Raw genomic sequence first — 20601 nt, forward strand, 5'->3', positions numbered from 1 at the left:
AAATGGACAATTAACCGTATTTTTAAAGTCCCAAAGGGACTATAGCTGAGTCATCTTTGTCATAGTGATAGGCTCTCCAAAAAAAACCTTGGGAGGAGAATTTCCATACTACTTCACCTGCTTCAGTAACTTCCCAAACACCAAAATCACCTTCCGTGATCATTCTGTTTCCATTTGGAAGACGAACCATTCCCGAGACTTTCCCAGAATATAAATCGGGATCAGTAAAACTCCAGTCTATGGTTGGTTCATTATCAGTATTGGCAAGTAAACTTAGAGGGCTTGGTAATATGAACTCATAGGCTGTGGATTGCATAATGTCATTTCCATTGGAGAAGATGGATATTTTACCTAGGTCGTCACCAGATAGCAATAGAGGATGGTGGTTTTGATGAAATAGCCGTTCTCCCAAAGGATTGTCATAAGCCTCTGGGTTACCAAAACGATACACCAAATCACCACCGACACCATAGGTGCCCCCACTGTGGGAAGCAGCTTCTTCCGTGGTTGTACTGTGGTCTATTACCCAAACCTCACTATAAAAATTAACACTTAGGTAAATTAACTCATTCTCTTCATCATATTCTATTCCATTGGCGTGCATGATATCACCTTCTTTATCGAGGACGTAGTTAAGGTCAATAAGTCGTGGGTTATCTGCAATGGAACCATAATTATCTTTGGTGTCATCATAATCTTGGATTAGGTGGTCCCAAGCATGCCATTCCCATATAATTTCATTCGTTATTGGATCTATTTCTATGATAGCTTCAGGAAATATGTCGATCTCTAAACTGGACCCTGCTTGATTGGCATCTGCGGGCGACAATTTTTCCCAAACAATTGTTAGAATTTTCCCGTTTGGCAGCAATTCAACATCATGGTGGGTGATGTAATCTTCTGTAGAATAATCAAAATTCCATTCGACCGAATTATCGGGATTGATCAGCTGTATCTTACCCCCTTGGCCCCCATAGGCAATTTTGGGGTCATCGGCGATAAGTATGGCTAGCAACTGTCCATTGGGAAGTAGTTCAACATCGTTGCCAATACCACTTTGCAATTCCCATTCATGGGCAATGGTTGCTTCTTTGTCCATTAAATAGACACGATTGGCTCCAGCATCATTGATCAATATATACCCATCATATACCAAATCGGTATTGAGAAGTTCCACAGTTCCTGCTTTTTCCCCGGTTTCTGAGGAATCATCAACTGGTATATCATCCGTTGGATTTTCATCGGAAGAAGTATCATCTGTTGTTGGTGCGTTGTCGTTATTTTCACAGGAAAAAAAGACGAGCCCAAACAATAGGAGGAGTGGTAGAAAAAGAATCCGTTTCATAGCAAAAAAATAGTCAGCTATAAATATAGAAAAAAGCCACCTCGCAGAGGTGGCTTTTTTATTAAAACTATATTTAATGGAATTCTGGACCGTTTAAGGTTTACAGAAATCTATTGTAATAGGACCAGCAGAAGTTCCTGCAGTTATACTGGCGACCAGATTACCGTTCGGAGTATAGATCTGCATTTCAATCTCACCATATGCATCACCTGGGAAATACCAGTCAGCCGTTGCTGTTCCCACTGGGATATCAATGGTGGTAGAGGCCGAATCAACACCTGGAGTACAGGTATAGCTGGAAGGCCCATAAGGAGAACACATTCCAAATTCGATAACGGTACCGTCATCCAAGGTTACTGTAACAGGGTCACCCGCAGTGGTATCACTGGTCTGCCATCCATCACCATAGGTATCCTGCATGTCAATCGTCCAAGTTCCAGCTGTTGGTGGAACTGGGGGACAGACTATCGCAGAGGTATAGGCATATGGAGATCTAAAGAAAGACCCACCGGTTACCGTACCGTTGGCATCGTTGGTAAAGACCCTGCCATCGGTGAGCACGCCTTCCAAACGGATGGCGAACACATCACCCCCCTCGATATCGGCATCAGCGATCCCAGTCCCAGCGACAGCTTCCGCATAGGTCATTGAAACATCCCCTCTCGGGTACCCAAAGGGCCCTGGGGAAAAACTGGAGGCGGGAACGGTCATAATCAATGCCTCGGGAGTGGTCACATCGGTTTCCCCATCGGGAACATCGGTGTCAACATAGGTCGCGTACACACGTACCTCCGAGAACAAATCTCCCCCTTCTGCATCCTGCGCCTCAAGGGTGACCCCCCAAACGGAGTCAGGATTATTGATGTCAAATTCAACTCCTAGGGAACCGACAGTTCTAAGGACGAGTCCCCTGGTGGTATCATCAAATATCTCATCGACGAGCTTCTCTTCGCTACAGGAAAAAGCAATGCAAACGAAAAAAAGCAGTGTTATATGTTTTTTCAAATTTTTCATGTTTTTAATTTTTTACGTTCATTGCCAATATTAGTTAGAGAATGGGAACCCACTTGCTGGATTCGTATCCCAGAACACTTGGACAGTTTGATCTGATTTCTGCGTAATGTTCGGGTTACTGGTCACTGCCTGGTTGGGATAGTACATGGAACGGATGAACGCTCCCGGATCTGGCTCCCTGTTGGGCTGTAAGGTAGTTGGGTACCCCGTTCTCCTATAGAAGTTATAGGTCTCTATACCGTTTCCATAGTGGCTCACGAAATACTGCTCCGCCAATATATCCCATTGGTCGTCACCAGTGGCACCGTCAAAGGCCGCGATAGTGGCATCGATGAAAGCGGTGACATCCCCGGACGTGGGCTCGAACGAAAGGTCGGCACCGGCATCATTTGCGACAAAGGACTGTGCCTTTGCAATCTGCTTGGTGAGCGCATTTTCCAAATGGGTCGAGGCGGTTCCTGGATCACCAGCGGCCAAGGCCATCTCGGCCCTCCAGAAGTCCACCATAAACGCATCCAAGATAGGAGTGATACCTACACCACCAGCTCCAAAAGACAATGGGTCATTACCTTGGGCAATCGCAGCAAAACTGTCATCGTCAAAACGGCCACCCGCCGGGTACACCCCAAAAGTGGTCTTCAAGAGTCCGTCCGGTGGGCCACCCTCGTCATCGCCGTGGTCCCTTCCCCAATAACCATTGGGCAGTGCACAGAAGGTAAACCCTCCACTCACATAATGTGCAGGGGGAGTCTGCAAGGAACATGTCAACAATTCCTCATCCGGTGGAAAACCATCCTGACCTGGCACATCCAAGGTCTGGCGGTAGAAATAGTACCGCAACCTGGGGTCATCACTGGTGTCCATTAGGTAAGACAACCAGTTGGAAGTATAGTGGGACGCACCTGCAGAGGCATAGTTGATACCAAAGTTAGGATGTCTAACATCAGGCTGGGAAGCACTTGTGCCTGGCCAGAACCAATCAAAGTCATCCGCGGTGTCCATGATATAGTTGCCAGAGTTGATGATGGCATTGAAACTTGCCGCAGCTGAAGGATCTACCAAACGAGTCTGTACATAGATCTTGAGCTTCAAGGTATTTGCAGCGTTCACCCATTTGGAGTAGTCATTGTTGTAAAAATAGTCCACCGGTGGAACGGAAGCCGTCGTATTCGTAAAGTTCACGATGGCCTGGTTCAAAAGTGATAGCGCCGCTGCGTACACGGACTCTCCACTGTCCAGGGTAGGGTTCAATATCTCCGGTGCCTGAAGGGCCTCGGTGTAGGGAACGTCCCCGAAGAAATCCACCAAGGTGACCAAGGTATAGGCCTCGATGAACTGCCCGATGCCCACATGCCTTGTAAGCCCAGCTTCTTCCGCTGTAGCGGTCATAAGACGGATATCAAAAAGGATTCCCCTGTAGGCATTGTCCCATTCATCATCCGTATCGATGTCCTGATAGGCACTTCGATAATCACGGGAGTTCAGGGGCATCAAACGGGTAAGTTCACTACCCAAGATGGAAAACCCATCCCCGGTCACGTTACCACCGGTCTGGAAATTGTCGTTGGGGTCCCCGGTCGCGTCCCCATCAATCTGTCTTGCAAAATCTTCCTGAATCGAGGTCAGAAAGAAATCCGGGCTTGCCTGTTCGGGCGTCAAGAAGTTAGGATCCTGTGTAAGGTCCAGTTCTGTGGACTCACAGGATACCATCAATGACCCAACAAGCAAGGCTGATGCTATATATGTGCTTATGTTTTTCATTTTTATAACTATTTTTTTCATCTTAGAATGTTGCTTTAACACTGAATCCATATCTTCTGGAACTTGGTCCGTTCAAGAAATCGAACCCGAACCCGTTACCGACACCTGTACCTGATGTGTTAACGTCCATATTGGCACCATCTGGAGTGTTAATGGCATCATACCACAAGTTGAATCCAGAAACCGTGAAGGACAAAGTTCCGAAAGGAGTTCTATCCAAGAACTTCTTGGGAACAGAATATCCAAGGGAAACCTCCTGCAATCTCAACATGGTGGCATCGTATACTTGAAGCTCACTTGGACCGAAAAGTATATTGTTGAAGAAGTAATCCGAGTTGTTGATCTGGATATCGTTCACAGCTCCGTTACTCTGTTTTACCCCTGGAAGGATATAGGTGTTCTCCCTATCAACGGTCTCCACGATAAGACCCCTACCCAAAAGTGTGGCGATCGTACTAGAGTAGATGTCACCACCTTGGGTCCAGTTGAACTGGAAGCCAAAGTTGAAGTTCTTATAGGAAAAGGTGTTGTTAAAGTTGGCCATGAAATCCGGGTTTGGATCACCGATCACTCCATCCTGCGAATCTTGTACGTAATCACCGGCAGAGTTTACGACCAAGTTACCAGCATCGTCCCTTAATACACGGCTACCGTAGATTACCCCAAGAGGCTGGCCCTCGATGGCCGCGTTACCCAAGTTACCAAAACCAGAGTAAACGATAAGGTCAGTGTCCTGTCCAAGATCCTCAACAGTGGTCTCAGTGGCACTGAAGTTCACATTGGACCTCCAGTTGAACCCATCGCTGTCGCTTCGGATCAGGTTCAGCCCAAGGTCGATCTCCACTCCTTCACCCTTGATCTCACCAACGTTCGTGGTGGTCCTAAAGTATCCAGAAGCTGGATCCAAAGGCTGGGTCACGATAAGGTCGGTAGTGGTCCTTTGGTAAACTGAGGCATCCAAAGTGATGCGTCCGTCCCACCATCTTGACTCTAGACCAAGCTCTATCTCAGAGACCTGCTCTGGTAATAGTTCTGGGTTACCCAAGTTAAGCGGACTTGTATTGGTCACAATGTTCCTTCCTGTGTTATCTTGGAAATCCTGAGTGTCCAGTACAAGTCTGGAAGCCACTGGATAGGAATCAGAGTTCTGGTCGGGGAAACCTGCAGAGGTACCGTAACCAGCTCGAATCTTGAGGTAGTTCAACACATCGCTCTTCAAACCGTCAAAAGCGGTCGTTGGAACAAAGGACAAACTAGCGCTTGGATAGAACAAAGATCTGTTGGCCTTGTCCAAGTTGGATACCCAGTCGTTCCTTGCGGCAAGGGTAACAAAGACAAAGTTATCGTAGTCAAATTCCGCCTGACCGTAAAGACCAATTACATTACGTTCTGAAGTAAGCTGGATCTCATTGTTGTTCAAGAAGTTGAAGTGTCGGAGCACGCCAAATACCTGTTGGCCGTCACTGGAGACACCGGTCTGGTTGAAAATCTCCCTTCTTCCGTTGAAACCGACGTTGAACGTACTACCAATTGTCTCTGTAAGATCAAAGTCACCGTTGATCGCAAAGTTGTGGTCCCAGATGGTGTTGGTATTGTTCCAGGTCTCGTAGACACCGCTCTGAAGCCTGATATCGTTACTGTTACTGTTCACACCACCCTTGTTCTGGTAGTTCACGTTGTTCTCGCTATAGTTGTCGATACCGACCCTGTACACAATGTTCAGGTTCTCGTTAATATCGTATTGAACTCCCATGTTACCGAACACCCTGTTGGTCTGTTGCTGGGTACCGGAATTATTTATGGTCCACAAGGGGTGCTGTATGGAGTTGTTCTGGCGATAGTAAACACTGCCTCCCGTAATGGGATCTTGGTACGGTAACCCAACAACATCCACTGAACGGGGCGTAAAGTACAAATCCCCAAACACGGAGGAACCACTACCGGTGGCCCCGTTACCCTGGCTCAATGCAACAGGTGGTGAGATGAACTTAGTACGTGCATAGTTAAGTGTACCGGACACGGTGAACTTGTTGCTCAATACCGCTCTACCCCCGATACCGAAGTTGTTCCTGTTCAAACTGTTGCCAGGAGTAAACCCTTGGTCCTTCAAATACCCATAGTTGGCGTTATAGGAAACCTTCCCGTCAGAGGAGGCCCCTGCAACGTTGATGGAGGTATTGGTTACAGTACCTGTCCTGAAGAAGTCCTGAAAACTATCATAGGGTCTCCACTCATAACGGGCTCCCTGAAACTCTGGAAAGGCTGCCTGGATGGCCGATGTTGAAGTGGAGTATGGGTGGGGCAGTGTTCCGTTCGAATCGAAGGAACTACTGTTCCCCCAACCGGCAAGACCCTCTCTCCTAAAGCTCGGTCCCCAGTTACTGAAGAACCATCCAAAGGCCTGGTCGAAACCGTTACCGTACTCATCCTGATAATCCGGCATTGAAGCGATCTCGTTAAAGAACATGGAGGAGGTCACCGTGATCTCGGTCTTCTTGGCCCCTTCACCTCCTGATCCGGCCTTGGTGGTGATCAAAATCACACCGTTCCTACCCAAGGATCCGTATAGTGTGGAGGCAGCAAGACCTTTCAATACGTTCACGCTCTCGATACTGTTCGGATCAAGATCCAAGAACCTACTGGAACCGTTGTTACCGTTGATGAAATCCTGACGGCTACCTTGTCTACCAGATGGGTTGGTATCCCCGTTGAAAGGAACACCGTCCACGATGAACAAAGGCTGGTTGCTCTGGCTAAAGGAGTTGAAACCCCGGATGATGATGTTGGTTCCCGAACCGGAAAGACCGCTCTGTTGGGTGATGTTCACCCCGGAGGCCTTACCCATAAGGACACGTCCAAGATCACCTTCGGCCTTCTCCTCCAATTGTTCGGAGCTCACCTCGGCGACCGCATATCCCAGGGCCTGCTTCTCCCTCTTGATACCAAGGGCGGTCACAACGACCTCTTCAAGGGCCTGGGTGTCCTCTTCCATCTGGACATTGATTACATTCCCTGCACCAACCGGCCTACTTGTGGCCCTTTGCCCTATATAGGTAAAAAGCAGTGTTTGACCTTGACTTGCACTGATTGAATAGTTACCATCAAAATCTGTTTGGGTACCGTTGGTGGTCCCTTCGACGACAATGTTGACCCCAGGTAACGGAAGGCCATCGGCATCCGTAACAGTACCTGTAATCGTCTTGTCTTGTGCAAAGGATACATGCACAACAAACGCCAATAACAGCGTTAACAATCCATTAAGTTTTGTTCTCATTTTTAAATTATTTGAATTAGCTAGCCGCTAAAATCATAATTTCATGTTAATAATCCAAACTAATTTTACTAAATTTTTAAGATGATGTTAGCAAATGCAATAACCTCAAAATGACCTTTGGTATTTAACAGACTTATTAATTTGACCCCTTAAAAATTACATTGATTATAAAATGAGCCTAAATTTATAGGTGGTGTTCGTGAGCGTGTCTGGCTGTAGCCGCAAGTTGCGATGGGTTAGTATAATATAGGTTGGGTTATACCTTAATTATATATAAACAAAATTTTGGACAGCGTTTTTTGCGGTTTTGTTGCATTCGCCCAAGTACTTTTGGTAAAATTGATATTTGTGTAACTTCCATGATGCTTAACCCCTTAATTTTTATATATTTAGAGTGGATACTTAATATTATCTTAAAATTTTAAGTTATGAAAAGATTGTTTTATGTCATTTTAGGTTTTGCAATGACCTTTGGATTATATGTAAATGCTCAAGGAAACATCCATGTACAGGGAGAAGGAGGGGTGTTTACTCCAGAAAGATTGGCACTTTTGAAAAGTGATCGCGGAGAACTGGGAGGTATAGGCAATAACCCAGCCATGATGAACCTGTACAGCGATATGCGGATGAAGTTTGGCCGTATGGGTGAGGAAGTAAACCTGACCTTGGATGATATTGACGGTACCATATACCCAAATGAAGACTTTGTTTTAGGTGCCCTCTATGAAGATGGTGTAGCCTTTAAGCGGTTGTACCTTCGTTACGATGCATATAACGATGAGGTGGAGCTCAAGGAATCTGCTGATTCTGAAGTGGTCCGGGCCATGGTGAAGCATCCAAAGTATTCCTGCTCCATTGGCAATGATAAATTTGTTTATACGGATTATCAAAATGAAGATGGTGAATCCGTAAGTGGGTATCTAAAACCTCTGGTTTATGGAGATGGCTATGTTTTGTACGAAAAACAAATAAAGGTCTTTAAGGAAGGTAAACCCGCAAAGACCTCATTGGACAATTCCTTTCCGCATCGTTTTTTAGACAAGACAGAATATTATGTGTCCGCAGGTGGAGAAGCCCCCATATTCATGAAAACAAAAAAGTCGGATGTACTTTCCCTGTTTCCTGAAGATCAATACAGTGTTATGAAAGAATATATGAAAGGCAAGCGTATTGATTTTGATGACAGCAGGGATTTAATGAATCTCTTTGCTTATGCAAATACACTGTAGAAATCACAGAAGTCAATTGTTGTGGGTTTCTGTATAATTGAGAACTTAAAAAAATGAAATGATGAAAAGAAATTTAATAGGACTGTTTATGATTTTCGCAGCCGTAACAGCTATAAATGCCCAGGGCAATATTCATTCTGCCGGAGAAGGTGGGGTTTTTATTTCCGAAAGACTTGGGTTGTTAAAGAATGGCCAAGGTGGCGGCTTGGGAAACAACCCTGCAATGATGAACCTCTACAACGATATTCGAATGAAGTTTGGTCGTATGGGCGAGGAAGTCAACTTAAATTTAGGTGATATAGAAGGGAGCATATATCCAAATGAAAACTTTGTGATAGGTACACTTTATGAAGATGGTGTTGCTTTCAAAAAGATACACATGCGCTATGATGCCTATAATGATGAAGTTGAGCTAAAGGAAACAAAGGATGACGATTTGGTGCGGGCCATGGTACAACATCCCATATATTCTTGCTCAATGAACGGGAATCAATATTATTATCTTGTTTATCAAGATGAGGACGGCCATCAAAAAGAAGGATACCTAACACCAGTGTTCTCAGGAAATTATTACGCCCTCTTCGTACAACAAAAAAAGGTGTTTAAAGAAGGTAAGCCTGCAAAAACTTCGTTGGACAATTCCTTTCCGCACCGTTTTGTGGACAGGACCGAATATTATTTTTCAAAAGGAGGCGATATACCTATTTATATGAAGACAAGAAAGTCAGATATAATTACCTTGTTCCCGGAGGAAGACCAAAAGACTATCAAAAGCTATATGAAAGATAAGCGCCCCAATTTAAATGACAAAAATGATTTGCAAAACCTTTTTGCTTATGCCAGCACCTTATAAAATTGCTGTTTAAATCTAATTTAGAACTTAAAAAATGATAATGAGAAAGAAAAATATCTTTGGAATGCTTTTTGTTATTGGGGCAGCGATTTCCGTTAGCGCCCAAGGAAATATCCATGTTCAAGGAGAGGGTGGAGTTTTTACTGCGGATAGACTTGCCTTGTTGAAGAACGGTGAAGGCGGAGGATTGGGAAACAACCCGGCCATGATGAATCTTTACAGCGATATGCGGATGAAGTTTGGCCGAATGGGAGAAGAAGTAAACCTTACCTTGGATGATATTGACGGCACCATATATCTTAACGAGAACTTTACTTTGGGAACCCTCTATGAAGATGGGGTGGCCTTTAAGAAATTATACCTCAGGTATGATGCCTATAATGATGAAGTTGAACTAAAAGAGTCTATTGACGCTAATGTGGTGCGGGCAATGGTGCAGCACCCGAGATATTCATGTTCTGTGAATGGTAACGATTACCTGTTTGTGGAGTATTTTGAAGAAGACGGTACATTAAAAGAAGGCTATTTATCACCCTTGGTTTCAGGGGGAGATTATGTTCTGTTTGTCAAGAACATCAAAGTGTTTAAAGAAGGAAAGCCTGCCAAGACTTCATTGGACAATTCCTTTCCGCACCGATTTTTGGATAGAACCGAATATTATGTATCCGTGAATGGAAAATCCCCGGTTTTAATGAAAACCAAAAAGTCCGATGTGCTTTCTTTGTTCGCTGAGGAAGATCAAAAGGCCATTAAGGACTATATGAAAGATAAGCGCCCCAATGTAAAAGATGTTGACGATTTACGCAATCTGTTCGCATATGGTAATTCGCTATAGTAAAAAGTGTATTTATCTCAAATTTAAGGTGTTATATTTTAATTTTTGTGCCTTTTGAGAGAATAATAAACTGTGACATATAGATATGGTCAGGTGTTGGCATATCTTAACTGGTGGAACGTAGAATTTTTGGAGTAAACCTTAAAAACAAAAAAATGAAAAAGCAATTGATTTCTTGTTTTCTATTCCTGTTGGGAGCGGCAGTTTTTGGTCAGCAACAAATGATGAATCCTGCCTTTGCTAAAGGAGGCGATAAGGCTGGCAGGGATGCGCTTGGTCTCTGCTGTACGTCCCAAGCCTCTTTGGGAAACAACCCCTCGGTAATGAACTTTTTCTCCGACTTAAGGAACAAGTTTGGGGATGTTACCTTCACCAAAACAGATGGATATGCTAGAGTACAGGGAAGTGCCTATTATGTAAAGGAGTTTAAAAAGGCCACCATTTATGACAAAGGGGAGGAAGTGGCCGAATTTTATGTGCGATACGATGCATTTAATGATGACTTGGAGGTGAAGCGCAACAAGTATAGCGTCACAAAAGAGTCACTTATTAGGGACAAAGACGTTTCTTGCGTGGTGGATGGCCGCGAGTATAAGTACATGTCGTTCAAGGACGATAACGATGAGATGGTAGAGGGTTATGTGGTTTCCATTTATGAAGGAAACACCTACGCCGTATATGAAAGGTTGCGCAAAACCTATAAGGATGGAAAATACGCAAAGACGTCACATGGGACTGATTTCCCACCACGCTTTTCAGACAAAACGGAGTACTACGTGTCAGTTTCCAATGATGAACCGGTCTATGCTAAATTGAACAAGAAAAAAGTATTGGATTTTTTTGATGGATCTTCTAAAAAGGAATTGGCCAAATATATCAAGAAAAAGGGTATTGGTTTTAAGGATGCAGAAGATTTGGTTTCCGTTTTTAGAAAAGCGGACATAATGGGCAATACGATTGCTGTGGCCAGTAACTGAAAAAAAATAAACTATAAGACAAAGCACCTTTACTAGGTGCTTTTTTTGTTGCAAAAATGCCCATTTAATGCATTTTTTAGATGTTGACCAATGCATGAGATGATGCAAAAATCAACAAAGAATAAAAAATCTTTGAAATTAATTATATTGGGATTTGATTACTAACGAAATATCACTACATTTGCAGCCCTCAAAATGAGGGTTATTTAGTTTTTAATAGAAATTTTAATGCCAACAATTTCACAATTAGTACGAAAAGGAAGGGCCACAATTACCAAGAAGAGTAAATCGGCTGCTTTGGATTCGTGTCCTCAACGAAGAGGGGTTTGTACGCGGGTTTATACCACCACGCCTAAAAAACCAAACTCTGCAATGCGTAAAGTTGCAAGGGTAAGGTTAACCAACGGTAAAGAGGTGAACGCATACATCCCTGGTGAAGGACACAACCTCCAAGAGCACTCGATAGTATTGGTTAGGGGCGGAAGAGTAAAGGATTTGCCTGGTGTGCGATATCATATCGTTCGTGGGGCGTTGGATACTGCCGGTGTGGCAGGAAGAACGCAACGACGATCTAAGTATGGTGCAAAGCGTCCTAAAAAGTAATCAACTTTAAGAAGAAGCGATGAGAAAAAAGCAGGCAAAGAAAAGACCACTTTTACCAGACCCAAGATTTAACGATCAGCTTGTTACACGTTTTGTGAACATGATGATGTGGGACGGTAAAAAGTCAATTGCGTTCAAGATTTTCTATGATGCAATTGATATTGTTGACGAAAAGAACACTGACGAAGAAAAAACAGGATTGGAACTTTGGAAAGATGCCCTTTCCAATGTTATGCCGCACGTAGAAGTAAGAAGTAGAAGAGTAGGTGGTGCAACATTCCAGATTCCAATGCAGATTCGTCCAGATAGAAAAATATCCACTGCAATGAAATGGTTGATCCTCTACGCAAGAAAGCGTAACGAGAAATCCATGGCGCAGAAACTGGCTTCTGAGATTTTGGCCGCTGCCAAAGAAGAAGGTGCCGCAGTGAAGAAAAGAGTAGATACACACAAAATGGCCGAGGCCAATAAAGCATTCTCACACTTTAGATTCTAATCATTACAATGGGAAGAGATTTAAAATATACAAGGAATATAGGTATTGCAGCTCACATTGATGCTGGTAAAACAACTACTACAGAGCGTATTCTTTTTTATACCGGTGTGAGTCATAAAATTGGTGAGGTGCATGATGGTGCAGCTACTATGGACTGGATGGAGCAAGAGCAGGAACGTGGTATTACCATTACCTCTGCAGCTACCACCTGTACATGGAAGTTTCCCATGGAGAATGCACAACCATTGCCTGATACCAAAGATTACCACTTTAACATTATCGACACTCCCGGACACGTGGACTTTACCGTAGAGGTAAACCGTTCACTTCGTGTTTTGGATGGTTTGGTTTTCTTGTTCAGTGCGGTTGATGGTGTTGAGCCACAATCCGAGACCAACTGGAGGTTGGCTGACAACTATAAAGTGCCACGTATTGGTTTCGTTAATAAAATGGACCGTCAAGGTTCCAACTTCTTGAACGTGTGCAAGCAGGTTCGCGAAATGTTGGGTTCCAATGCAGTGCCGATTGTTTTGCCAATTGGTGATGAAGCTGATTTTAAAGGTATCGTTGACTTGGCCAAAAACAGAGCTGTTGTATGGCACGAGGATAACTTCGGTTCTACCTTTGATGTGGTTGACATTCCTGCAGAAATGCAAGATGAAGTGAAAGAATATAGAGCAGCTTTGATAGAAGCTGTTGCCGAATATGATGAAAACTTGATGGAGAAATTCTTCGAAGATGAAGATTCCATCACTGAAGATGAAGTGCACGCTGCTTTGCGTGCTGCGGTTATGGATAGAGCGATCATTCCTATGATCTGTGGTTCTTCCTTCAAAAACAAAGGGGTTCAATTCCTTTTGGATGCCGTTTGCCGTTACTTGCCTTCTCCTTTGGACAAGGATGATATCATTGGTATAAATCCTGATACAGAAAAAGAAGAGAGAAGAAAACCAGATCCAAAACAACCGTTTGCTGCTCTTGCCTTTAAGATTGCTACCGATCCTTTCGTAGGTCGTTTGGCGTTCTTTAGAGCATATTCTGGCCGTTTGGACGCAGGTTCTTATATCCTGAACAACCGATCTGGAAACAAAGAACGTATCTCCCGTATTTATCAAATGCACTCCAATAAGCAAAATGCCATCGATTTTATCGAGGCTGGTGATATTGGTGCAGCTGTTGGATTTAAGGACATCAAAACTGGAGATACCCTTTCTGATGAAAAACATCCAATTGTATTGGAGAGTATGCAATTCCCTGATCCCGTTATCGGTATCGCGGTTGAGCCTAAAACAAAGGCTGATGTGGATAAATTGGGTATGGCTTTGGCTAAATTGGCCGAAGAAGATCCAACCTTCCAGGTGAAAACCGATGAAGCTTCAGGTCAGACCATTATTTCTGGTATGGGTGAGCTTCACTTGGACATCATTGTTGACCGTTTAAGACGTGAGTTCAAGGTTGAGGTAAATCAAGGTCAACCACAGGTTGAATACAAAGAAGCTCTTACGGCTACAGCAAACCACAGAGAAACATATAAGAAACAAACCGGTGGTCGTGGTAAATTTGCGGATATCGTATTTACTATGGAACCTGCTGAAGAAGGTAAGGTTGGTCTTGAGTTTGTCAATGAGATTAAAGGAGGTAATATTCCTAAAGAATATGTTCCATCTGTAGAAAAAGGTTTCAAAGAGGCTATGAAGAATGGTCCTTTGGCTGGATTTGAGATGGATAGTATGAAGATTACCCTTAAGGACGGATCTTTCCACCCTGTGGATTCTGATTCATTGTCCTTTGAATTGGCTGCTAAATTAGGTTATAAGTCTGCTGCTAAAGCGGCAAGAGCCGTATTGATGGAGCCTATCATGAAACTTGAGGTGTTGACACCTGAAGAAAACATGGGTGACATTGTAGGTGACTTGAACCGTAGAAGAGGTCAAGTTAACAACATGGACGATAGAGCTGGTGCCAAAGTTGTGAAAGCTGTTGTGCCACTATCAGAAATGTTTGGATATGTAACTTCCTTGAGGACCTTGTCTTCAGGTAGAGCAACTTCCACAATGGAATTTTCACACTATGCAGAAACTCCTTCCAATATTGCGGAAGAGGTGATCAAAGCAGCTAAAGGAGTAACCGCTTAATTTCAGCAAGATGAGTCAAAAAATTAGAATAAAATTGAAATCTTACGATCACAATTTGGTGGACAAATCTGCTGAAAAGATCGTGAAAACAGTTAAAACAACTGGTGCTGTGGTAACTGGGCCCATTCCATTGCCAACGCACAAAAAGATATTTACGGTTTTGCGTTCACCTCACGTGAACAAAAAATCGAGAGAGCAGTTCCAATTGAGCTCTTACAAGAGATTATTGGACATTTACAGCTCTTCATCAAAAACCATCGATGCCCTTATGAAGCTTGAGCTTCCAAGTGGTGTTGAGGTTGAGATCAAAGTTTGATGAGGACTTGACTTTCTGGTTTACAGAAAGTCTTAGACGAACAAACACTGAGCGAAGTCGAAGTGTCTTATTGAAGAGATGCTGAAACAAGTTCAGCATAAACATGTCCTGAACGATGGTTCGGGAAAAACGGTGAAAGAAAAAAATCTGGGTCAGAGCAGAGTCTTTTCTTGACCCAATTTTTTTGCCAAGAAATTGGCTGGAATATTGAAAGTTTAAATTGTCCCCTTGAGGGGACCTGCCCGATGTTCAGGCGGGCTTTAGGGGTGTCCGAAAGGATTTCCTTAAGTGAAATAGAATTTAATTTTAATTGTAAATAAATATGTCTGGGTTAATAGGAAAAAAAATCGGCATGACCAGCATCTTCGACGAGAATGGAAAAAACGTTCCATGTACCGTTCTTGAAGCTGGACCATGTGTGGTTACCCAAGTCAGAACCGAAGAGGTTGACGGGTACAAAGGCCTTCAACTTGGTTTCGATGACAAGGCAGAAAAACGTGCTAACAAGTCCGAGTCCGGTCACTTTAAAAAAGCAGGTACTTCTCCAAAGAAAAAAGTCGTTGAGTTCCAAGGATTTGAAGGTGAATACAAGTTGGGAGACACCGTAGGTGTTGACATTTTCATGGAAGGTGAGTTTGTTGACGTTGTTGGTACTTCTAAAGGAAAAGGTTTCCAAGGGGTTGTAAAACGCCATGGTTTTGGTGGAGTTGGACAAGCGACCCACGGTCAGCATAACCGATTGAGAGCCCCTGGTTCCATCGGTGCTGCTTCATACCCTGCCCGTGTTTTCAAAGGAATGAAAATGGCAGGTAGAATGGGTGGTGACAGAGTAACTGTACAAAACTTAAGAGTATTGAAAGTGGTTCCAGAGAAAAATCTTTTGGTTGTAAAAGGTTGTGTTCCTGGTCACAAAAATTCATATGTAACTATTCAAAGGTGGCAATAATGAAGGTAGCAGTATTAGATATCACAGGAAAAGAAACCGGAAGAAAGGTAGACCTTTCTGACGATGTTTTTGCGATAGAGCCCAATGAGCATGCCATCTATTTGGATGTGAAGCAATACTTGGCCCATCAAAGACAAGGTACGCACAAGGCAAAGGAAAGAGCTGAGATTGCTGGTAGTACCCGTAAGATCAAAAAACAAAAGGGAACCGGTACCGCAAGAGCAGGTAGCATTAAGTCTCCCGTGTTTAGAGGTGGTGGTAGAATCTTCGGTCCAAGACCTAAGGATTACACCCAGAAATTGAACAAAAACGTAAAGCGATTGGCCCGTAAATCGGCCTTGAGCCTTAAATCCAAAGACAAAGCTTTAGTAGTTGTTGAGGACTTTAATTTTGAAGCTCCAAAGACTAAGGATTTTGTTGCTTTCTTGACCTCTTTGGGCCTTGAAAACAAAAAGTCTCTTATTGTGTTGGGTGATACAAATAATAACGTATATTTGTCGTCGCGTAATTTGGAACGCTCCGAAGTTGTAACTGGCTCACAATTAAATACTTACAAAATAGTTAACGCTAACAGTTTAGTATTGACCGAAAGCGCTTTGGAAGGAATTGAATCGAATCTAAAGAAATAAGAATATCATGAGTGTGTTGATAAGACCGATAATTACGGAGAAAATGACCGCTGATAGCGAGCTTTTCAATCGTTATGGTTTCTATGTTGACCCAAAGGCCAACAAATTGGAGATCAAAGACGCAGTTGAAGCCACTTATGGTGTTTCTGTTGAAAAGGTAAGAACCATGAACTATGGTCCAACCCGTAAGAGTCGCTATACAAAAACCGGAATCCAACACGGTAAAACAAATGCCATGAAGAAGGCAATTGTTGATGTGGCCGAAGGTGATATAATTGATTTTTACAGTAATCTATAAAGACGAGAAATGTCAGTTAGAAAATTAAAACCGATAACCCCTGGACAGCGTTTTAGAGTAGTAAACGGATTTGACGCGATTACTACTGATAAGCCGGAAAAAAGCTTGCTTGCTCCGTTAAAAAAGTCAGGTGGTAGGAACAGTCAAGGAAAAATGACCATGCGTCACAGAGGTGGTGGTCATAAGAGAAGATATCGAATCATCGATTTCAAAAGGGACAAACAGGGAGAGGATGCCACTGTGGTTTCCATCCAGTACGATCCCAATAGAACTGCATTTATCGCCTTGGTAGAGTACAAGGATGGTGAAAAAAGATATGTAGTGGCCCAAAATGGCATGCAGGTCGGTCAGAAAATTAAGTCTGGTGCCGGAGCTGCTCCTGAAATTGGAAATGCACTTCCTTTGAGTGAAATTCCATTGGGTACCATTATCTCTTGCATAGAGTTAAGACCTGGTCAAGGAGCGATCATGGCGCGTAGTGCCGGTACTTTCGCACAGTTGATGGCAAAAGACGGTAAGTTCGTGACTATTAAGTTGCCTTCTGGTGAAACCCGTATGATTTTGGCCACGTGTTTGGCTACCATCGGAGCGGTTTCCAACTCAGACCACCAATTGTTGGTGTCTGGTAAAGCAGGTAGAAGCAGATGGTTGGGTAGAAGACCAAGAACTAGACCAGTAGCCATGAACCCTGTTGATCACCCAATGGGTGGTGGTGAAGGAAGGGCTTCTGGAGGTCATCCAAGATCTAGAAACGGTATTCCTGCAAAAGGATTTAGAACCCGTTCCAAGACCAAGGACACCAATAGATATATCATAGAACGTAGAAAGAAATAAAAGAAAAAGTAAATGGCACGTTCGTTAAAAAAAGGACCATACGTTCATTTTAGTTTGGAGAAAAAAGTCCAAGCCAATATAGAATCAGGAAAAAAATCGGTTATCAAGACATGGTCAAGAGCCTCAATGATAACCCCGGATTTTGTGGGACAGACCATCGCAGTACATAACGGGAGACAATTTGTTCCTGTGTATGTAACCGAGAACATGGTAGGTCACAAACTTGGAGAATTTTCACCTACGCGATCTTTTAGGGGTCATGCAGGGGCTAAAAACAAAGGTAAAAAGTAAGTAAGCTATGGGAGTTCGTAAAAGACAAATGGCCGAAAGGTTAAAGGAAGAGAAAAAGCAACTTGCTATTGCAAAGCTTAACAATTGCCCAACGTCTCCAAGAAAGATGCGTTTGGTAGCTGATTTGGTACGAGGAAAACAAGTAGAAATGGCTTTGGCTATTTTGAAGTTCAACCAAAAGGAAGCCTCAAGAAAGTTGGAAAAGCTTTTGCTTTCCGCTATCGCCAATTGGGAAGCCAAGAATGAGGAAGCCAATATTGAAGAGGCTGATCTATACATCAAGGAAATCCGTGTGGACGGAGGAACTATGTTGAAGCGTTTGAGACCAGCTCCCCAAGGTAGGGCTCACAGAATCAGAAAGCGTTCCAATCATGTTACCATGATCTTGGAAGCCAATAACAACGTTCAAAGCTAGAAAATAGAATATGGGACAAAAGACCAATCCAATAGGAAATCGCTTAGGAATTATCAGAGGATGGGAATCCAACTGGTACGGAGGAAACGATTACGGCGATAAGCTGGCTGAGGATGATAAAATAAGAAAGTACGTGCATGCACGTTTGGCCAAGGCCAGTGTATCACGAGTGATCATAGAACGTACTTTGAAATTGATCACCATTACCATTACCACGGCTCGTCCAGGTATCATCATTGGTAAAGGAGGTCAAGAGGTTGATAAACTTAAGGAAGAGCTTAAGAAAATCACCAACAAGGAAGTTCAGATTAATATTCACGAGATCAAGAGACCTGAGCTTGATGCCAATTTGGTTGCTGCGAGTGTTGCAAGACAGATTGAAAGCAGGATTTCATACCGTAGAGCCATTAAAATGGCCATTGCAGCAGCAATGCGTATGAATGCAGAGGGTATCAAGATTCAGATTTCTGGACGTTTGAACGGAGCTGAAATGGCACGTTCCGAGTCCTACAAAGAAGGAAGAATTCCATTGTCTACCTTCCGTGCCGATGTAGATTATGCCTTGCACGAAGCCCACACTACCTATGGTAGATTGGGTATCAAGGTATGGATCATGAAGGGAGAAGTTTACGGAAAAAGAGAACTTTCCCCATTGGTAGGATTGAGCAAGAGTCAAGGAGCAAAAGGCGGTAAACAAGATGGTGGTAAAAAACCACGCCGTAGAAAGTAATAAGATAAAGTAAGGTAAGATGTTACAGCCAAAAAGAACGAAATTTCGTAAGACCCAGAAGGGGCGTATGAAAGGAATCTCACAAAGAGGACACCAACTTTCCAATGGAATGTTCGGTATCAAGTCCATGGATTCACACTTCATTACTTCCCGTCAAATAGAGGCTGCGCGTATCGCTGCAACAAGATACATGAAGAGACAGGGGCAGTTGTGGATCAAGATTTTTCCAGACAAGCCTATCACCAAAAAACCTCTTGAGGTTCGTATGGGTAAAGGTAAAGGTGCTCCAGAATACTGGGTAGCTGTTGTAAAACCGGGAAGAATCATGTTCGAGGTTGCCGGAGTTCCCTTGGATGTTGCCAAGGAAGCTTTGAGACTAGCGGCTCAGAAATTGCCGGTAAAGACCAAGTTTATCGTAGCTAGGGATTATTCCGCTTAATTTTTAATTGAGAAGAAAGATGAGACAATCAGAAATAAAAGAACTTTCAATTGAAGAGCTAAAGGAGCGATTGGGCGAGTTCAAAAAGCAACACGCCGATCTTAAAATGGCACATGCCGTTACTCCTTTGGAAAATCCTTTACAGATCAGAAAAGTGAGAAGGACGGTGGCAAGACTTGCAACAGAATTAACTAAAAGGGAATTACAATAATTGGTTCTGCCTTATGGAAAACAGAAATTTAAGAAAAGAAAGAATAGGCGTTGTTACCAGCAACAAAATGGAGAAATCAATTGTGGTTTCTGAGGTAAAACGAGTGAAACACCCCATGTACGGGAAGTTCGTTTTGAAGACCAAGAAATATGTTGCCCATGACGAAAAGAACGATTGCAACGAAGGTGATACCGTCAAAATAATGGAAACCCGTCCCTTGAGCAAAACAAAATGCTGGAGGTTGGTTGAAATCCTTGAAAGAGCTAAATAATTATGGTACAGCAAGAATCAAGATTAAAGGTTGCGGACAATACTGGTGCAAAAGAAGTTTTGACCATCCGCGTATTGGGAGGAACAAAAAGAAGATATGCTTCCTTGGGTGACAAAATTGTGGTTACCGTAAAAGAAGCTACTCCAAACGGTACTGTAAAAAAAGGTTCTGTATCAACAGCAGTGGTTGTTCGTACCAAGAAGGAAGTAAGAAGACCAGATGGTTCTTACATCCGTTTTGATGACAATGCCTGTGTATTGTTGAACCCAACCGGCGAAATGAGGGGAACCCGTGTTTTTGGACCGGTTGCCAGAGAGCTTAGGGACAGACAGTTCATGAAGATTGTTTCATTGGCACCTGAAGTGCTGTAAAAGACATATCAGAGAGATGAAGTTGAAAATAAAAACAGGGGATACGGTAAGAGTCATTGCGGGAGACCACAAAGGCAGCGAAGGTAAAGTACTTCGCGTAGACCGTGAAAAGAACAAGGCCATCGTGGAAGGTGTCAATGAGGTGTCCAAACACGAAAAGCCAAGTGCCCAAAATCCTCAAGGAGGCATAACAAAGAAGGAAGCGCCTATCCATATTTCTAACCTATCGTTGATCGATCCAAAATCTGGTGACGCCACACGTGTTGGTTACGAAGTACGCGATGGAAAGAAAGTTAGGGTTTCCAAAAAATCCAATGAAGTACTATAG

24 protein-coding genes are annotated in these 20601 nt (G+C 43.3%); 20 read left to right on the top strand and 4 right to left on the bottom strand.

The annotated features are described in order from the left end of the window. Positions 1-22: 22 nt before the first annotated feature. The 4 genes from J0X14_RS05350 to J0X14_RS05365 all read right to left on the bottom strand — a co-directional run bounded on the left by J0X14_RS05350 (position 23) and on the right by J0X14_RS05365 (position 7394). Positions 23-1345, bottom strand: coding sequence for an arylsulfotransferase family protein (locus J0X14_RS05350; protein ID WP_207096752.1), 1323 nt, complete (start codon positions 1343-1345; stop codon positions 23-25). Between the two features lie 93 nt (positions 1346-1438). Beyond that, positions 1439-2359: a hypothetical protein gene (locus J0X14_RS05355; RefSeq protein ID WP_207096753.1), complete on the bottom strand. Its 921-nt coding sequence runs from the start codon at positions 2357-2359 to the stop codon at positions 1439-1441. Between the two features lie 30 nt (positions 2360-2389). Continuing rightward, positions 2390-4120 (bottom strand): SusD/RagB family nutrient-binding outer membrane lipoprotein, encoded by a 1731-nt coding sequence (locus tag J0X14_RS05360; RefSeq protein ID WP_207096754.1) that lies wholly within the window; start codon positions 4118-4120, stop codon positions 2390-2392. A gap of 22 nt (positions 4121-4142) precedes the next feature. Continuing rightward, a complete protein-coding gene (locus J0X14_RS05365; protein WP_207096755.1) occupies positions 4143-7394 on the bottom strand; it encodes a SusC/RagA family TonB-linked outer membrane protein in 3252 nt (1083 codons plus the stop codon). Positions 7395-7822: 428 nt separating this feature from the next. On the opposite strand from J0X14_RS05365, the gene J0X14_RS05370 reads away from it, so the two are divergent. The 20 genes from J0X14_RS05370 to rplX all read left to right on the top strand — a co-directional run bounded on the left by J0X14_RS05370 (position 7823) and on the right by rplX (position 20601). After that, the gene (locus tag J0X14_RS05370; RefSeq protein ID WP_207096756.1) at positions 7823-8623 is read left to right on the top strand and encodes a hypothetical protein; all 801 of its coding nucleotides are present in this window, start codon (positions 7823-7825) and stop codon (positions 8621-8623) included. A 58-nt stretch (positions 8624-8681) separates the two neighbouring features. Further along, a complete protein-coding gene (locus J0X14_RS05375; RefSeq protein ID WP_207096757.1) occupies positions 8682-9476 on the top strand; it encodes a hypothetical protein in 795 nt (264 codons plus the stop codon). Positions 9477-9516: 40 nt separating this feature from the next. Further along, the gene (locus J0X14_RS05380; RefSeq protein ID WP_207096758.1) at positions 9517-10311 is read left to right on the top strand and encodes a hypothetical protein; all 795 of its coding nucleotides are present in this window, start codon (positions 9517-9519) and stop codon (positions 10309-10311) included. Positions 10312-10466: 155 nt separating this feature from the next. Then, positions 10467-11288 carry a hypothetical protein gene (locus J0X14_RS05385; RefSeq protein WP_207096759.1) on the top strand — a complete coding sequence of 274 codons (822 nt, stop codon included), beginning with the start codon at positions 10467-10469 and terminating at the stop codon, positions 11286-11288. 228 nt (positions 11289-11516) lie between these two features. After that, positions 11517-11891 carry a 30S ribosomal protein S12 gene (rpsL, locus tag J0X14_RS05390; protein ID WP_013305196.1) on the top strand — a complete coding sequence of 125 codons (375 nt, stop codon included), beginning with the start codon at positions 11517-11519 and terminating at the stop codon, positions 11889-11891. A 19-nt stretch (positions 11892-11910) separates the two neighbouring features. After that, a complete protein-coding gene (gene rpsG, locus J0X14_RS05395) occupies positions 11911-12387 on the top strand; it encodes a 30S ribosomal protein S7 (RefSeq protein ID WP_207096760.1) in 477 nt (158 codons plus the stop codon). Positions 12388-12395: 8 nt separating this feature from the next. Further along, the gene (gene fusA, locus J0X14_RS05400) at positions 12396-14522 is read left to right on the top strand and encodes an elongation factor G (RefSeq protein ID WP_207096761.1); all 2127 of its coding nucleotides are present in this window, start codon (positions 12396-12398) and stop codon (positions 14520-14522) included. Positions 14523-14532: 10 nt separating this feature from the next. After that, positions 14533-14838: a 30S ribosomal protein S10 gene (gene rpsJ, locus J0X14_RS05405; protein ID WP_007094989.1), complete on the top strand. Its 306-nt coding sequence runs from the start codon at positions 14533-14535 to the stop codon at positions 14836-14838. Positions 14839-15160: 322 nt separating this feature from the next. Further along, positions 15161-15784 (top strand): 50S ribosomal protein L3, encoded by a 624-nt coding sequence (gene rplC, locus J0X14_RS05410; RefSeq protein ID WP_207096762.1) that lies wholly within the window; start codon positions 15161-15163, stop codon positions 15782-15784. Beyond that, complete coding sequence (gene rplD, locus J0X14_RS05415) at positions 15784-16413, top strand: 50S ribosomal protein L4 (RefSeq protein WP_207096763.1); 630 nt, start codon at positions 15784-15786, stop codon at positions 16411-16413. The genes rplC and rplD overlap by 1 nt, the downstream gene beginning before the upstream one ends. A 7-nt stretch (positions 16414-16420) precedes the next feature. Beyond that, positions 16421-16711 carry a 50S ribosomal protein L23 gene (gene rplW / locus J0X14_RS05420; protein WP_207096764.1) on the top strand — a complete coding sequence of 97 codons (291 nt, stop codon included), beginning with the start codon at positions 16421-16423 and terminating at the stop codon, positions 16709-16711. Positions 16712-16720: 9 nt separating this feature from the next. Next, positions 16721-17545, top strand: a complete 825-nt coding sequence (gene rplB / locus J0X14_RS05425) for a 50S ribosomal protein L2 (RefSeq protein WP_207096765.1) — start codon at positions 16721-16723, stop codon at positions 17543-17545. 12 nt (positions 17546-17557) lie between these two features. Beyond that, a complete protein-coding gene (gene rpsS, locus J0X14_RS05430) occupies positions 17558-17836 on the top strand; it encodes a 30S ribosomal protein S19 (RefSeq protein WP_090293755.1) in 279 nt (92 codons plus the stop codon). 7 nt (positions 17837-17843) lie between these two features. Next, positions 17844-18251 carry a 50S ribosomal protein L22 gene (gene rplV / locus J0X14_RS05435; protein ID WP_207096766.1) on the top strand — a complete coding sequence of 136 codons (408 nt, stop codon included), beginning with the start codon at positions 17844-17846 and terminating at the stop codon, positions 18249-18251. 10 nt (positions 18252-18261) lie between these two features. Beyond that, positions 18262-18981, top strand: coding sequence for a 30S ribosomal protein S3 (gene rpsC / locus J0X14_RS05440; protein WP_207096767.1), 720 nt, complete (start codon positions 18262-18264; stop codon positions 18979-18981). 19 nt (positions 18982-19000) lie between these two features. Beyond that, positions 19001-19420, top strand: coding sequence for a 50S ribosomal protein L16 (gene rplP, locus J0X14_RS05445; protein ID WP_207096768.1), 420 nt, complete (start codon positions 19001-19003; stop codon positions 19418-19420). Between the two features lie 19 nt (positions 19421-19439). After that, positions 19440-19631: a 50S ribosomal protein L29 gene (gene rpmC, locus J0X14_RS05450; RefSeq protein WP_207096769.1), complete on the top strand. Its 192-nt coding sequence runs from the start codon at positions 19440-19442 to the stop codon at positions 19629-19631. A 13-nt stretch (positions 19632-19644) separates the two neighbouring features. Continuing rightward, a complete protein-coding gene (gene rpsQ / locus J0X14_RS05455; protein ID WP_014032003.1) occupies positions 19645-19902 on the top strand; it encodes a 30S ribosomal protein S17 in 258 nt (85 codons plus the stop codon). Between the two features lie 2 nt (positions 19903-19904). Continuing rightward, complete coding sequence (rplN, locus tag J0X14_RS05460) at positions 19905-20273, top strand: 50S ribosomal protein L14 (protein ID WP_036379836.1); 369 nt, start codon at positions 19905-19907, stop codon at positions 20271-20273. A 16-nt stretch (positions 20274-20289) separates the two neighbouring features. Beyond that, on the top strand, positions 20290-20601 hold the full coding sequence (gene rplX, locus J0X14_RS05465) for a 50S ribosomal protein L24 (RefSeq protein ID WP_242527933.1): 312 nt from the start codon (positions 20290-20292) through the stop codon (positions 20599-20601).

Source organism: Allomuricauda sp. CAU 1633, assembly GCF_017313225.1.
In the GTDB taxonomy this organism is placed as follows: Bacteria; Bacteroidota; Bacteroidia; order Flavobacteriales; family Flavobacteriaceae; genus Flagellimonas.

Bases quoted from the DNA above. Each gene is read 5' to 3' on its own strand.
- rpsG (WP_207096760.1), top strand. From the start codon at position 11,911: ATGAGAAAAAAGCAGGCAAAGAAAAGACCACTTTTACCAGACCCAAGA.
- rpsL (WP_013305196.1), top strand. From the start codon at position 11,517: ATGCCAACAATTTCACAATTAGTACGAAAAGGAAGGGCCACAATTACC.
- rpsJ (WP_007094989.1), top strand. From the start codon at position 14,533: ATGAGTCAAAAAATTAGAATAAAATTGAAATCTTACGATCACAATTTG.
- rplC (WP_207096762.1), top strand. From the start codon at position 15,161: ATGTCTGGGTTAATAGGAAAAAAAATCGGCATGACCAGCATCTTCGAC.
- J0X14_RS05380 (WP_207096758.1), top strand. From the start codon at position 9,517: ATGAGAAAGAAAAATATCTTTGGAATGCTTTTTGTTATTGGGGCAGCG.
- J0X14_RS05370 (WP_207096756.1), top strand. From the start codon at position 7,823: ATGAAAAGATTGTTTTATGTCATTTTAGGTTTTGCAATGACCTTTGGA.
- J0X14_RS05360 (WP_207096754.1), bottom strand. From the start codon at position 4,120: ATGAAAAACATAAGCACATATATAGCATCAGCCTTGCTTGTTGGGTCA.
- rplD (WP_207096763.1), top strand. From the start codon at position 15,784: ATGAAGGTAGCAGTATTAGATATCACAGGAAAAGAAACCGGAAGAAAG.
- rpsQ (WP_014032003.1), top strand. From the start codon at position 19,645: ATGGAAAACAGAAATTTAAGAAAAGAAAGAATAGGCGTTGTTACCAGC.
- J0X14_RS05350 (WP_207096752.1), bottom strand. From the start codon at position 1,345: ATGAAACGGATTCTTTTTCTACCACTCCTCCTATTGTTTGGGCTCGTC.
- fusA (WP_207096761.1), top strand. From the start codon at position 12,396: ATGGGAAGAGATTTAAAATATACAAGGAATATAGGTATTGCAGCTCAC.
- J0X14_RS05385 (WP_207096759.1), top strand. From the start codon at position 10,467: ATGAAAAAGCAATTGATTTCTTGTTTTCTATTCCTGTTGGGAGCGGCA.
- rplP (WP_207096768.1), top strand. From the start codon at position 19,001: ATGTTACAGCCAAAAAGAACGAAATTTCGTAAGACCCAGAAGGGGCGT.
- rplX (WP_242527933.1), top strand. From the start codon at position 20,290: ATGAAGTTGAAAATAAAAACAGGGGATACGGTAAGAGTCATTGCGGGA.
- rpmC (WP_207096769.1), top strand. From the start codon at position 19,440: ATGAGACAATCAGAAATAAAAGAACTTTCAATTGAAGAGCTAAAGGAG.
- J0X14_RS05365 (WP_207096755.1), bottom strand. From the start codon at position 7,394: ATGAGAACAAAACTTAATGGATTGTTAACGCTGTTATTGGCGTTTGTT.
- rplW (WP_207096764.1), top strand. From the start codon at position 16,421: ATGAGTGTGTTGATAAGACCGATAATTACGGAGAAAATGACCGCTGAT.
- J0X14_RS05375 (WP_207096757.1), top strand. From the start codon at position 8,682: ATGATGAAAAGAAATTTAATAGGACTGTTTATGATTTTCGCAGCCGTA.
- rplN (WP_036379836.1), top strand. From the start codon at position 19,905: ATGGTACAGCAAGAATCAAGATTAAAGGTTGCGGACAATACTGGTGCA.
- rpsS (WP_090293755.1), top strand. From the start codon at position 17,558: ATGGCACGTTCGTTAAAAAAAGGACCATACGTTCATTTTAGTTTGGAG.
- rpsC (WP_207096767.1), top strand. From the start codon at position 18,262: ATGGGACAAAAGACCAATCCAATAGGAAATCGCTTAGGAATTATCAGA.
- J0X14_RS05355 (WP_207096753.1), bottom strand. From the start codon at position 2,359: ATGAAAAATTTGAAAAAACATATAACACTGCTTTTTTTCGTTTGCATT.
- rplV (WP_207096766.1), top strand. From the start codon at position 17,844: ATGGGAGTTCGTAAAAGACAAATGGCCGAAAGGTTAAAGGAAGAGAAA.
- rplB (WP_207096765.1), top strand. From the start codon at position 16,721: ATGTCAGTTAGAAAATTAAAACCGATAACCCCTGGACAGCGTTTTAGA.